At 46.3% G+C, this 12329-nt stretch carries 13 protein-coding genes and 1 tRNA gene; 10 read left to right on the top strand and 4 right to left on the bottom strand.

Translation table 11 applies throughout. The annotated features are described in order from the left end of the window. Positions 1 to 70 precede the first annotated feature (70 nt). Positions 71 to 1525: a PepSY domain-containing protein gene (locus HF974_08535; GenBank protein ID MBC2698363.1), complete on the top strand. Its 1455-nt coding sequence runs from the start codon at positions 71 to 73 to the stop codon at positions 1523 to 1525. Between the two features lie 106 nt (positions 1526 to 1631). On the opposite strand, the gene HF974_08530 is transcribed toward HF974_08535, so the two are convergent. Continuing rightward, entirely contained in the window at positions 1632 to 3443 is a 1812-nt protein-coding gene (locus HF974_08530) for an HD domain-containing protein (GenBank protein ID MBC2698362.1), read from the bottom strand. 210 nt (positions 3444 to 3653) lie between these two features. Here HF974_08530 and HF974_08525 point away from each other — a divergent pair. Then, positions 3654 to 3761, top strand: a tRNA-Arg gene (locus HF974_08525). Between the two features lie 17 nt (positions 3762 to 3778). Here the strand turns inward: HF974_08525 and HF974_08520 are convergent. Continuing rightward, complete coding sequence (locus HF974_08520) at positions 3779 to 4174, bottom strand: DUF1699 family protein (GenBank protein ID MBC2698361.1); 396 nt, start codon at positions 4172 to 4174, stop codon at positions 3779 to 3781. A gap of 244 nt (positions 4175 to 4418) precedes the next feature. Between HF974_08520 and HF974_08515 the strand changes: the two genes are divergently transcribed. From HF974_08515 to HF974_08490, 6 genes are read left to right on the top strand one after another with little or no spacing between them, the layout of a single operon-like run. Continuing rightward, on the top strand, positions 4419 to 5783 hold the full coding sequence (locus tag HF974_08515; protein MBC2698360.1) for an aminotransferase class I/II-fold pyridoxal phosphate-dependent enzyme: 1365 nt from the start codon (positions 4419 to 4421) through the stop codon (positions 5781 to 5783). Further along, positions 5780 to 6733 carry a cobalamin biosynthesis protein gene (locus HF974_08510; protein ID MBC2698359.1) on the top strand — a complete coding sequence of 318 codons (954 nt, stop codon included), beginning with the start codon at positions 5780 to 5782 and terminating at the stop codon, positions 6731 to 6733. Before HF974_08515 ends, HF974_08510 begins: the two co-directional genes overlap by 4 nt. Positions 6734 to 6755: 22 nt before the next feature. Then, entirely contained in the window at positions 6756 to 7277 is a 522-nt protein-coding gene (cobZ, locus tag HF974_08505; GenBank protein ID MBC2698358.1) for an alpha-ribazole phosphatase CobZ, read from the top strand. Further along, a complete protein-coding gene (gene cobS / locus HF974_08500) occupies positions 7274 to 8068 on the top strand; it encodes an adenosylcobinamide-GDP ribazoletransferase (protein MBC2698357.1) in 795 nt (264 codons plus the stop codon). Before cobZ ends, cobS begins: the two co-directional genes overlap by 4 nt. Continuing rightward, positions 8053 to 8667: an NTP transferase domain-containing protein gene (locus HF974_08495; GenBank protein ID MBC2698356.1), complete on the top strand. Its 615-nt coding sequence runs from the start codon at positions 8053 to 8055 to the stop codon at positions 8665 to 8667. Before cobS ends, HF974_08495 begins: the two co-directional genes overlap by 16 nt. A gap of 37 nt (positions 8668 to 8704) precedes the next feature. Next, positions 8705 to 8998: a hypothetical protein gene (locus HF974_08490; protein MBC2698355.1), complete on the top strand. Its 294-nt coding sequence runs from the start codon at positions 8705 to 8707 to the stop codon at positions 8996 to 8998. A 131-nt stretch (positions 8999 to 9129) separates the two neighbouring features. Here HF974_08490 and HF974_08485 read toward each other — a convergent pair whose 3' ends face one another. Then, complete coding sequence (locus HF974_08485) at positions 9130 to 9591, bottom strand: NADAR family protein (protein MBC2698354.1); 462 nt, start codon at positions 9589 to 9591, stop codon at positions 9130 to 9132. Positions 9592 to 9601: 10 nt separating this feature from the next. Then, positions 9602 to 10867, bottom strand: a complete 1266-nt coding sequence (larA, locus tag HF974_08480) for a nickel-dependent lactate racemase (GenBank protein MBC2698353.1) — start codon at positions 10865 to 10867, stop codon at positions 9602 to 9604. A 265-nt stretch (positions 10868 to 11132) separates the two neighbouring features. Here larA and HF974_08475 point away from each other — a divergent pair, with 265 nt between their 5' ends. Further along, positions 11133 to 11327 (top strand): DUF433 domain-containing protein, encoded by a 195-nt coding sequence (locus HF974_08475; GenBank protein ID MBC2698352.1) that lies wholly within the window; start codon positions 11133 to 11135, stop codon positions 11325 to 11327. A gap of 170 nt (positions 11328 to 11497) precedes the next feature. Continuing rightward, complete coding sequence (locus tag HF974_08470) at positions 11498 to 12325, top strand: sulfite exporter TauE/SafE family protein (protein MBC2698351.1); 828 nt, start codon at positions 11498 to 11500, stop codon at positions 12323 to 12325. The last annotated feature ends 4 nt before the right edge of the window (positions 12326 to 12329 follow it).

Raw genomic sequence — 12329 nt, 5'->3', positions numbered from 1 at the left:
TTGGACATGTTCAATAATGTAAGGTGATAATATGGAAAGTTTGAAAAGATTAGTCATTATATTTTCAATTTTGTTCGTAGCATCATTATCTTTCAACCTGATATCTTCAGCAGATTCAGTAGGTAATAGTGATGTGATAACAGAAGATGATGCAATAAATGTTTCAAAAGAGTATCTGAGTGACAGCGATGATTTCAATGTTACAGGAAATTTGACTGTAATGGAGATCGAACTGGAAAAAGAAAAGAATGTACTCGTTTATAATATTGAATTGAAAGACGAATCCGACATTGAATATCAAGTCATTGTTAATGCTGAGACTGAAGTTATTATCAGTTCAGAGACTTTAGTAATTGTTGATGAAGGGACCGAAGATATAATTCAGCAAGCTGACATTAAACCGGAAAAGTCTGAAAAACCGGATGTCGAGGCTAAAGAGAAGAAACCCAAGACACAAATGAAGTTCATGGCAGAAGACGATGACAAATTAAATGGGAAATATGTATCCTTTGAATACAATGATTCCACAGGCGAGATAACGAACTTCACCCTGGGTGCTACTCCTGTATTTTCAAGCATCTTAATCGATGACTGGTCTCCGGTTATAAAGCATAGTGGTTCTGAGATACGATTTGAAATGAAGAGCAAATCTGATATTGATGATGACGAGGATGGATTAGAAAGGATCACACTAGAAATCCACGATAACCCTAACGGACTGATAAAGGTAGACATGAAAGGAACCAGGAACGTGACATTTGTGCTGTCCGACGATATTTCGGGTGAGGTTAACGACGCTAAGAACGCAGTAAACCTTTCAGGTGCACTTAACGGCACGCTGGTACAGATTGGCCATGAAAATGGTACAGTTGACTTTTCGACTGATGGAAACAAAAACTTTACTGCCAATGTTACTGATGCCAAGCTGATGTTCAGGACGCATCCGGTAACCGTTATGACTCAAGCACAGTTCAACCACCGCAGTCGGGTTACGGCCGGTATAATGGCTGGCGATGTAGGTGCCGAGGTAGACATCGAGGATGGGAATTCCAGCAGTACCGTGGTATATGACAGCCTTAATATCTCTATCGAGCAGGTAGAGAACAATACTGTCAGTATCAATATCAGCTCTGAACTCTCCCAGGGCACCACTGTTTCCTTAAGTGTCAGCAGTGACATCCTGGAAGTCATACAGAAAGAGAATGTCACTATTCTCTTTGACGGGAAACAGATACAGATGGCAGATAATTACGACGATATCATGAACCCTGATGACGATGACGGGGCCGCAGAATACCTAGTGGTAGTGGGTTCTGAAGATGTGGAAGTGTTGGTATCCATACCACATTTCTCAGCACACTCCATTACCATAACAACAGGGGACACAGGGGATGCGGTAGCTGCCGGAACTGACTTGCCTGATTTACCTGCCACAGAAGAGGAAGCTACGGGAGTGCCCGGTTTCGGATCCGTTCTCGCTACTCTTGGGTTACTGATGGTCTATCTACTGGGGCGCAGGGAGTAGATGGAGTATAGAAGAGTGGAGAGGAGTAGAATATGCAGGAGTAGAATGGAGTAATAGAATATTCCGGTGGGGGTTCAAGCCCCCTCCACACCTTCCATTTTCCACATTATCGGTTGTACCTGTCCGTGTGTATGTACACCATATCCCTGGGTATCTCGTGTTTGTGCCGGTCCAGGTAATCGCTTATTTGTTTCATCTCTTTAGGATAATACCCTGCGATACTCTTCCCGTACTCAACACCCTCCCTGCTCAGTACATATTCATATCTCTGGGACCAGTGACCATTCATGTCATAATAACGCAGGTCCTCGTCCACCAGGCCCATGGCTGTCAATTTCTGGATATCCTCGAACAGGCTGTCCGAATAGGGGAACCCGTACCTGTCATGGAAGCGGTAATCCAGCAGGTTACCCAGACGTTCCTGCAGTCCCAGGTGCCTGACCAACTCGTACAGACAGGTAATGTTCCTGATGCGCGGGATCAACAATCGCGTACCATCTTCCTTGGAGAACATGTTATGCAGGCAGTAGAACAGCAGCATAACGCCTTCGATGTTCAGGTATTTCTCGTTCCTGATAAAACGTAAAAGGTCAGGGGACAGCTCCTCGATCGTGGCCAGTATGTCACCGGATATGACCTCCAGTTCCCCTGGTTTTATTCCTGAGAACACACACAGGGATATCTGGCGGGATATGGACCTTACCAGGCCATTGGCAAGGGCCGATTCATCATACAGGAAGTGTTCTTCCCCACCCCTCAGGATACGGGTGCCCTTTGGTACACCCTTTGCTACTGACAGGTCGATCAGCACAGGTATGCCATAGTGCCGGGAAAAGCGCTTAGCCAATTCCCGCTCGAACATCTTCTTGGCAGCACCGTAGCGTGCAATAGTGGACAGTGCCATCCTTATACTGGGTTTTAGTGTTTTCTGGTTGAACCGTACAGCAGTATTACATATCCTCCCTTCCCTGATGCGCTGGAGCATATCCCTTGCAGAAGGGGGACCTTGCTGCCTGATAAAATCCAGCAGGTCGCCATCATTAAAGATCGTAAAGAACTCAGAGAGACTCAGTACAATGGCAGTGCGATCATCCATCGTATCAAGGGTATCTTCCAGGGCCCTGAGCAGCATTGCACGAACGCTCTGGGTTACCGGATTATGGATAATGGCAGAATAGTGGTGTGAGCGGGCAATAAGCATTGATTCTGCTGCCGCTATGGCCATATCTTCCTCATAACTATCAGTACCACCCAGCACAATGCGGTCGTTATCCAGGATCAGGCTGCCGACGATCTGCTCCACATCGATCAGTCCCAGGGACACACCTGTATGGTATGAATCACGCATGAGAAAATCGATCCTGTCGGCATCGATATCACCAGACACTATCTGGGATAGATAGGGTTTCCCTGAATTCTCAACATCCCCTGTAGCCATTGCAGAGACCTCTTTGAAGAAAACATTGACATCGACCCCGAATTGGGATATTACCTCACCTGCTATGCTGTCATACATTGGGAAATTATTTGTAATTATGTGGGCCGTGAACGTTTCATGGCTGGAAAATCGTATCCCGTTTATCACAGGCATATAATCCGGGTTCCTTGCCAGTACTGCCTCTACAGAGTGGGAGAACGCGGAATGCCCTACATCGTGCAGCAATGCAGCCACTCTTACCTTCTGCACTTCGGTTTCATCCAGTCCCAGGGTTCGTGCGATAAGGTTTGCCACATACATAGCACCTATGCTGTGCTCATACCTGGTGTGGTTGGCACCTGGAAATGCAATATCTGCAAGCCCCAACTGCTGGATACGCCGCAGCCGTTGCATCTCACGGGTCCCGATAAGAAGAGACTCCAGATGGCTTATGGGAATATGCCCGTGTAGGGGATCATGGATATTTCCGGCAGGTTGCATGAATTCTTATTTATACAGATGACACTTAAAAACTTGGATATAGCTGTTGTGAATAACTTTTTATATGATTCACTCGCTTAAGAGGATTTGCAATCCTCTATGATGTTTTTTATCAAAACACTTTGGGTTTTTATCAAAACACTTTGGGTTTTTATCAAAACACTTTGGGTTTTTATCAAAACACGTTGGGTTTTTATCAAAACACGTTGTGGACTCGTAGGGTAGCCAGGATATCCTAGCGGGCTTCGGAACCGTACCGTCAAAACTGGCGGCTGGTGTAGATACCCGCAGACCCGTGTTCGAATCGCGGCGAGTCCGCTATTATTATTGTCAGATTAATTTTTAATGAGGAAGCTGATAAGATCAGGACTTAGTCGAGTCTCCTCAGTCATTTTAGTGTGTATCTTCTTTTCAGAAACTCCTTCCTTCTTCAGATCGCTGATCCGATCCATGATACTTGCCTTGATCTCGTAGTATTCGTTAATATCCTTGCGGTGTCCCCATACATCGCCTTCCATAAGCTTGATTTGTTGCATTTCCAAAAACATTCCAATAGACTTAGAAACAGTCTTTTTATAGGAACTTGGAATGTGAAGTGCCTTGAGCCCGGGACATCTATTGGCCAGGGCAAAAATGTCTTTGTTGGAAGGCCTGAAAGCTAGGTGTACTATCTGTTCATCTGAATCCAATGTGCTAATTTCGTCCTTTGAACTTACAACTCGAATTTTCACTAATATCGACTTCCTTCAATTTTTACCCCTCTTATATACTATATTGTCTACTTAGATATAAATCTATTCCGCATATCAGAAATAAAATTGAGTATGTATCTTAACATTGAATACGAAATAGTTATGAGTAAAGCACCCCATTCTCCAAATTGTGAGGCATGTTGATCGATCCTTTAGAAAAACCGTAGCCGAAATCCAGAAATGTACTCATGGCGGCCGGTTTGCTGAAAATGCCAGACAGAACATGACCGAATTACTGGATTTCAGTGCCAACTTCAACCCCTTAGGTCCACCTGATATGGGGGCAATCGAAAAAATTGCAATACATGCAATTAATGATATTGAGTGGTATCCTGACAATCGTTATCCGGATTTTAAGAGGGCAGCTGCCGTATTTGCAGGCGTGGATCCTGAAAATATTATTCCTGCCAATGGCTCTTCCGAGCTGATAAGACTAATAGCCGAGACCATCCTGAACGTGGGTGATACTGTAATATTGCCCCAACCTACTTTTGGTGAATATGAGCTAAACATTAAACTGATGGGTGCAGTACCAAAACACATCGAGTACAGGAACGTGTACCGCAATATCGGGTTTATTACCGATGAGATGCTTGCTGCGTCAAAAGCTGTGTTCATATGCAATCCGAATAATCCAACCGGCACGCTTATCCCAAAGCCGGAGCTGGAAAAACTGGCCCTGAAGTGCCAGGAAAATGAAACATTCCTGATAATCGATGAAGCATTCATTGAACTCGCTGACCCTGGCCACAGCATGGCTGTGAAGGTTAACGAGAACCCCTTTATTATAATTATGCGTTCCCTTACCAAGGTATTTGCCATTCCAGGGGTCAGGATCGGGTACGGTATTGCACATCCTGATGTGGCAAACCGGATGGAAAATGTCAGGATACCCTGGAATTTGGGTACAATATCTACAGCCCTGGGTACCTGGTTGCTGGAAAAACATGCTGCTGACCCATCGTACCTTGAACGTTCAAGAGAGTTGATCCATACTGAGCGGGACTGGTTGATGAACCATCTATCCCTTGTAAGGGGTTTTGACCCGCTGCCCAGCGATACCAACTTCATCATGGTCAGGATACGGGATTTCAGCATGGATTCCAGGGAGATCGACCTGCGCTTGCGCAGTCTTGGAATCCTTATACGTGACTGCGGATCATTCAGGCGGGTTGGCAGGGACTATATCAGGGTGGCGGTAAGGATCCGGGAAGATAACCAAAAACTGATAGATGCACTGGCCGAATCAGTCACCCAGTGGGGCAGGGAACAGGCAGAGATGAAGATAGATGAGGCCCTTCACAAGGGTAAGATCGCCAGCAGGACCAACTGTGAATACTATCCCTGCCATTTTGAGGGCCAGGACTGTACATTCTGTTTCTGTCCTTTCTATCCCTGTAATGATGAAAGGACCGGAGGTCATATGGTCGAAAGGTCAACGGGCGGGCAGGTGTGGAGCTGTGAAGGGTGTGACCTGGTACACCGCCCTGAAGTTGCCAATCCCATCCTTGAAGCATTGATGGCCTGCGAGGGTAAACCGGAAGATATCAAAGACATCTGGAAAAAAGTAATGGAACCCATGTTATGAATATGCCGGATGCTATCTTTACCTACAGTATTGAGGTACTGGTGCTGGCTATTGCCATGGATGTCCTGTTCGGTGAACCGCCAGGCATTCTTCATCCTGTGGTCTGGATGGGAAAGGGTATCATATCCCTCCAGGGTCTGGCCACCGGGTTTAAGGATAAGAGTTTCGGGATGTTTATGGTTGCGGCTATGACAGGTATATCCTTTCTGGCAGGTCTGCTGGTTGTGAGCACACAATTCATTCTACCTAAAACTATTACATTGCTGTTAATGGCCTATTTCCTGAAATCCACATTCTCGTTTCGGATGCTGCTGACTTCCGGGAACGGGATCATGACAGGATTGCTATCTGGTCATCCGGATGCAGCACGGAATGACCTGAAGGCACTGGTGAGCAGGGATACGTCAGGTATGGATGAGCCACACATAGCATCAGCAGTGATCGAGTCGGTCTCTGAGAATTTTGTGGATACGATCCTGTCGCCGCTGTTTTTTTATCTTATCCTGGGTCTGCCAGGGGCCCTTGCGTATAAGGCAGTGAACACCCTGGATTCCATGGTGGGATACAGGAACAAGGAATTTATTGAACTGGGATGGGCATCTGCCCGTTTTGACGACATCCTCAACTGGATACCTGCCAGATTGTCCCTGATATTTATTGTTGTAGGGGCTGTATTTACAGGAAGCCCGGTACATGCCATCAGGACATGCCTGAAGTACAGGGGACAAACACCCTCACCAAACTCTGGCTGGCCCATGGCCTCGACTGCGGGGGCACTGGGAGTACGGCTGGAAAAACAGGGGCATTATGTGCTCGGTGGAGATTTTAGCCTGCCTGTGGCTGCAGATATTGCACGGGCTAATAAGCTGGTGGGCATGGCTTCGGTACTGCTGTTTATGTCGACCACGGTTGTAATATATTTAATTCAGATGGGAACCCTTATAAGATGAACAGGATAAAAAGTGAATTAACATGAAACTCTCAGACAGCCCGGTGGCAGAAAAAAGTGATACTCCTGAAGTGATCGACACCACATTCGACCGTGATATCAGGGATATCCTCTCAGGAATTGGACTAACTGAAGAAATGCTCCTCTCAGCTGCCATGGAACTCTATGTCCCCCATCCCGGGATAGAGACAAAAGAAAAGGCTGAAGCAGTGTTCAAGCAAGAACTGGACGTGGCCTTAAGCGACCCCAACCTGTGTATCCTGGTCTATGCGGGCATCCTGCTTGAACAGGCAGGCAAGGCAGGCGAGCTGCCCAACCTTAGCAGGGACTCGTATGAAAGGGACCTGACATTTTTGGTATGTGATGAAGTGCTGGGCATGAGCATAGCCACATACATAGCCGGACACAAGGGTATGTTCGAGTATGTGAGGTTCGACAAACTCAAACCCGGCATTATCAGTGAGCTTGGACCCTTTATGGATGATGTGATAGCAGGTCTTATCGGCGGAGTATCCTCAAGCATGTATACCAGGGCGGGGGTATGAACCTGTTTGACGGACTACTGGGTGCTATTGGGTTTTTAACTACATTACCGGCCGGGAAAACTGACAGGTTCGTGCACCTTCAAAAACGGACATACCTTTTCCCTGTGGCAGGGGTACTTATCGGCATAATCCTGGGAGTAATAGCTACCATATTAATGGTCCTGCTTCCCGGCCAGCCAGGTATTTTTTCAGTACTGATGATCATATCAATTTATTTATTTACAGGTTTCAACCACCTTGACGCCCTGTCTGATTTCGGGGATGGTATCACTGCCCACGGCAGCAGGGAAAAAAAGGTCAGAGCATTAAAGGACATGGCTCTAGGTACTGGTGGTGTTGCCTTTATTGTATTCTATTTTTTACTTTTATTTGTGTTCATCCAGTCACTTGCAACACTTGAGATAGGCACTCGTTGGGGATTTGGAATTGGCATATCCCTGCTTGTGGCTGAAGTGGCATCCAAACACTCCATGATCACAACTGCCTGCCCGGGACAGCCCATTCACCAGGGGATGGGGTCTGTGATAGCAGATAATACCGGTCCCTGGCAGTTGTTGGTAAGTTTTCTTATTTCGGCGCTTGTCTGTACGGTGGCGATGGGGATGGCAGGACTTGTTGTACTGGTGATGGCAATGCTGTCATCTGTTGTTGTGTTAGTGATATCGAAACGGCATTTCGGAGGAATTAACGGGGATTGTATCGGTACTTCCAATGAACTGGCGCGCATGGTGGCACTTGGAACTATATTCACCATCTATGCGGGGGGACTGGTAGCATGGATGCCCTGGTGATGGCAGGCGGACGGGGCAGCCGCATGAAGCTGCCTATCGAAAAGCCCATGCTTGAGATCAATGGCAAGAAACTCATTGAATACGTACTTGATGTTTTGGCAGGGGCCAGGCATGTGGACCGGATATATATAGCAGCTTCTTCCAACGGGCCTGATACCCTGAAATGGCTTGAAGATTGCAGCCTTGACATCCATGTGATCAATACACCCGGAAGTGGTTATGTTTTTGATATGGTAGCTGCTGTTGAGGAGGCAGGCATCAAAGGACCGGTTATTATGGTCATGGCCGACCTGCCCCTGATCACTTCTAAGATGATAGATGAAATAATACAAAGGTACAATGAGGTGTCCCAACCTGCGCTTTCTGTATATAGCCTGTTGTCAATTTGCAGGAGCAATGGGCTGCGGCCCGATACGGTTTTTAACAAGGATGGACAGTTGATCGTACCTTCTGGAATAAATATCCTTGATGCTGACAATATACGCAAGGAGCAGGAAGATTATAATTATATACTTGAGAACCACAGGCTGGCTGTGAATGTTAATACGATGGAGGACCTGGAGGTTTGTTCCAGGTTGATGAAAGATGATGGGTTCTGATGTTGAAAGGGAAATTTCTGTTAACACGCTTCAATTAATACTGGGACAGGCATTTGTTGAGCAAGAGAATGTTCCGGATGAAATACTACTGCTTGCAAAGGCCATAGACGATCCTTACTGTTTGCCTTTTATTATCGAAGAGCTGGATGAACTGGAGATTGGGGATGAGAAGATGTTCAGGTTTGCCTTGCTGCGTGTCCAGATCGACTCTGAACTGAGGATGAATGAGGATATCCAGATGCACCAGCGGCGGCGTTATGTTGCACAGGTTATTGAAAAAATGATCTTTGGAGAATTGTTGATCGAGATTGGCGCACCATTTATGGACTGAAAATCCCTGGACCACTATTTATGGGTATTTACCTTTAAGCCTGTTCAGTCTATGTATATCTGGAATGGCTCAATACATCGTGAACCATTTTATTGAACTTCAAACAGTACTCATTGTTACAAGCATTACCTTCATTTGTAATCCTTTCTTGATGTTTCTTCAAGCAGTTCACCCCTCACCATCATTAGCAATTTACCGCTTCTGTCCAGCCCTTTCACACCCCAGTACATATCAGTAGGCGAGTCCTCATGCAAGCAGGCATTTCCTGTAGCAAGGAGCCTATCAGCAAGTTTGGAGTGCTGGCTGAACTTGGCCCGCATTGCTCTAAGCATAACACCCTCTTTCATCTCTGGCCAATCGGGCGGCAGTTCCCTGGTCCATGCAAGTTTTTTGGATTTTGCAGGAGTAGAGGCTAGCTTTATCTTTTCTTCCAGTTCAGTTCCTGCATGCTTCATAGACTGGAAATAGTGCTCGACAGTGGCATATTCCTTATTATCTATGATCATCATGGCCTTGTAGAAATTTGACAGGAACCTGCATCTTCCATCCGTCCTGCCTTTGGTCCTTTCATAGAAGTAAATATCATCAGGCATACCGGCATCCTCAAGTAAAACCAGGTGACAGCGAGGAGCTACCTGTAACCAGTGTGGACCCGCCGTACGGTACCACCAGGACCCGGGCGTCAGGCCCATGATCTGCCGATGCCATATCAAATGCTTCCTGTACACTGGAAACCGGCTTGAAATACGCTTTTCTTGCCACTTCAGGCGGCAGGTCTGAAACAAGATACAACGTAAACTTCAGAGCCAGTTTACCAACCAGTGCAGCTTTATGTCCGCCCTGTAAAAAACCATTGTTCAACCGCTCAATAGCCTCCACTGGACCCGCCACTGCATTGATCCATTCTTCAAATACGGTATTCCCCAGTCCTTCACTACACCGGGCGACCAGGATAATGGCACCTCCGGGCTTCACTGTGGCTTTAACATGCTCCAGTGCTTTATGTGACTGGAACAGGTCTATATCCTTGGGCCAGCCTCCCTGTGATACGACCACAATATCTGCAGCTTCCACTGTATGCTTGTACATTGCATCCACCAGCGCAGTCCCTGCCCTGTGGGCCTTGACAGGATGTCCTGCCATTGCACCGACTATTTTCTTATCGCTATTGAGTATAACATTCAGTATAAAATCAACACCAAGGATATTCCCGGCTTCCTCAATGTCGGCACGAACCGGGCAGTCCGGGTTTCCGGCAGTAGTCCCCTCTTTTGTCATCAGTGCGTGGTTCGCTTCAATCGACCTGCCTGAACTGACACCCGGAAGTACTGCCTTTAACCCGCCTGTATATCCTGCAAAATAGTGATGTTCGATATTGCCTGTGCAGATAACAATGTCAGATTCGGCCACATGCCGGAACACTTCCACAGGTGTCCCCCTTGAAGTGGTCCCGAGATGGATGCACTGGTCCCTATCATGGTCGATACACTGGAATTCCCGGTAGATATCCGGGCCTACGATGTTGATCCTCTCCTCTTCGGTCTGGTGCCGGTGAATACCCAGGCCGAATATTATGCTGATATTCTGTTTTTCCACGTTGGCGGCCAGTAGTTTGTTGAGCAGGGGGGGTAATAACACTGCTGTTGGCACTGAGCGGGTGGTATCGCTAACGAGAATGGCTACCCTGTCACCAGGCTGTACTATTTCGCTCAAGCGTCCCTTAGCTGTTGGATTTTGCAGTGCTTCTAGGATAATAGTCTCGGGGTCTGAATTAATGCAATATTTAGTTGGGACTACTGCTTCTATCTTGTGCGTATCAGGGATATTTAGTGATACTGATGTGTTTCCAAATGGCAGTTCCAGCTTCATGGTCATGGATGTTAGGTTGGTTACAATGTATAGCTGTTGCTCATCAAATAAATTATGCTATTGAATTGTGGTATACTTCATATTACACAGATATTCCTGACACTTCTGTGATAGCACCTTGTTGCCCTAAGGGCTTACTTAAGAATGACCTGTCAAAATCAATTTATGCAGAAATCCAGCCCTCATTCGTTTTGCCTTCACTGCCATCCAAATACCCTGAACAGATATATCACTGCATTCCAATCTATAAAAAGAGGTATACATAATGCAAAGACATCTTATCCAATCCGACCCGGCAATCATGATGGGCAAGCCTGTAATTGCAGGTACGCGTATTACAGTGGAATTAATCCTGGAAAAACTTGCTGCTAGCGAGAGCATTGAACAGATCATCGAGGAATACCCACGCCTGACAGAAGAAAAGATCCGTGCTGCGTGTTCCCCACATGTATGGGAATAAATCGTCTTCAATGAGTTTTAAGTTTTTTGTATTATTGTGTTGATTTGTACATTTACCTGAATTGGAGGGGGATAGCCTCTATATGCGATAACTACATGAAAGTTGTCTACAGCAGATAAGTGCCGTATGAAGATTTATACGGATCAGACATCATATAAAAAGATGAGATTATGGATCTAATAACTGCAGTCATTGCACTTTCCATCACAGGGATGTTGGTCGGGCTTGCCAGCGGGCTGCTCGGGATTGGCGGGTGTTTTATCATGGTCCCTGTGCTGTACTGGGTCTATACATCTATGGGATTTTCATCTGATATTGCAATTAGGGTAGCTTTCGGGACGAACCTGCTTGTTGTGCTGTCAACAGTGCTGAGCAGTGCCTTTGGTCATAATAAGATGGGTACGGTCTGGTGGAGAGCAGCCATCTTTATTGGTATCGCAGGTGCAATCGGAGCAGTGATCGGAGCTACTATAGCTTCACATCTCCCGGGTGAAGTGTTAAAGATAATTTTTGTTCTTGGAATTCTTGCAGGTGCGTTTCGGATGGTTACTATAAAACCACCAAAAACAGGACAAGAGCCTGAGGATAATCCCGTTCTATGGGCTGCATGGGGTTTTCCGATCGGCATTGTTAGCGGTATGATAGGGATCGGTGGAGGTATATTGATGATCCCTGTAATGATACTTGTACTAAAATTTAAAATGCACCAGGCTGTCGGGACATCGGCTGCCATTATGATATTTACCAGTATTGGGGGGGTGTTCGGTTATATCATTAATGGACTTGGAGTTGAGGGGATCCCACCTCACTCGATCGGATATGTAAACCTGACTTCATGGCTTGTGCTTGCAGCTACGAGTGTACCGATGGCACAAGTAGGTGTAATAGTGGCTCATAAGCTGCCGGCAAAGCAGTTGAGGTATATTTTCATTACTATGATGATATATATGAGCCTGAAGATGATCGGAGTATTCAGCTGGCTTGGACTGCCGATATAACTCA

This window comes from ANME-2 cluster archaeon, assembly GCA_014237145.1.
Classification (GTDB): domain Archaea; phylum Halobacteriota; class Methanosarcinia; order Methanosarcinales; family Methanocomedenaceae; genus Methanocomedens_A.
Note: the sequence above shows the minus strand (reverse complement) of the source record. Positions and strands in the feature narration are given on the sequence as shown.

Coding starts and splice junctions, on each gene's coding strand:
- HF974_08530 (MBC2698362.1), bottom strand. CDS start 3,443: ATGCAACCTGCCGGAAATATCCATGATCCCCTACACGGGCATATTCCC.
- HF974_08515 (MBC2698360.1), top strand. CDS start 4,419: ATGACCGAATTACTGGATTTCAGTGCCAACTTCAACCCCTTAGGTCCA.
- HF974_08510 (MBC2698359.1), top strand. CDS start 5,780: ATGAATATGCCGGATGCTATCTTTACCTACAGTATTGAGGTACTGGTG.
- cobZ (MBC2698358.1), top strand. CDS start 6,756: ATGAAACTCTCAGACAGCCCGGTGGCAGAAAAAAGTGATACTCCTGAA.
- cobS (MBC2698357.1), top strand. CDS start 7,274: ATGAACCTGTTTGACGGACTACTGGGTGCTATTGGGTTTTTAACTACA.
- HF974_08495 (MBC2698356.1), top strand. CDS start 8,053: ATGGATGCCCTGGTGATGGCAGGCGGACGGGGCAGCCGCATGAAGCTG.
- HF974_08485 (MBC2698354.1), bottom strand. CDS start 9,591: ATGCCTGATGATATTTACTTCTATGAAAGGACCAAAGGCAGGACGGAT.
- larA (MBC2698353.1), bottom strand. CDS start 10,867: ATGAAGCTGGAACTGCCATTTGGAAACACATCAGTATCACTAAATATC.
- HF974_08475 (MBC2698352.1), top strand. CDS start 11,133: ATGCAAAGACATCTTATCCAATCCGACCCGGCAATCATGATGGGCAAG.
- HF974_08470 (MBC2698351.1), top strand. CDS start 11,498: ATGGATCTAATAACTGCAGTCATTGCACTTTCCATCACAGGGATGTTG.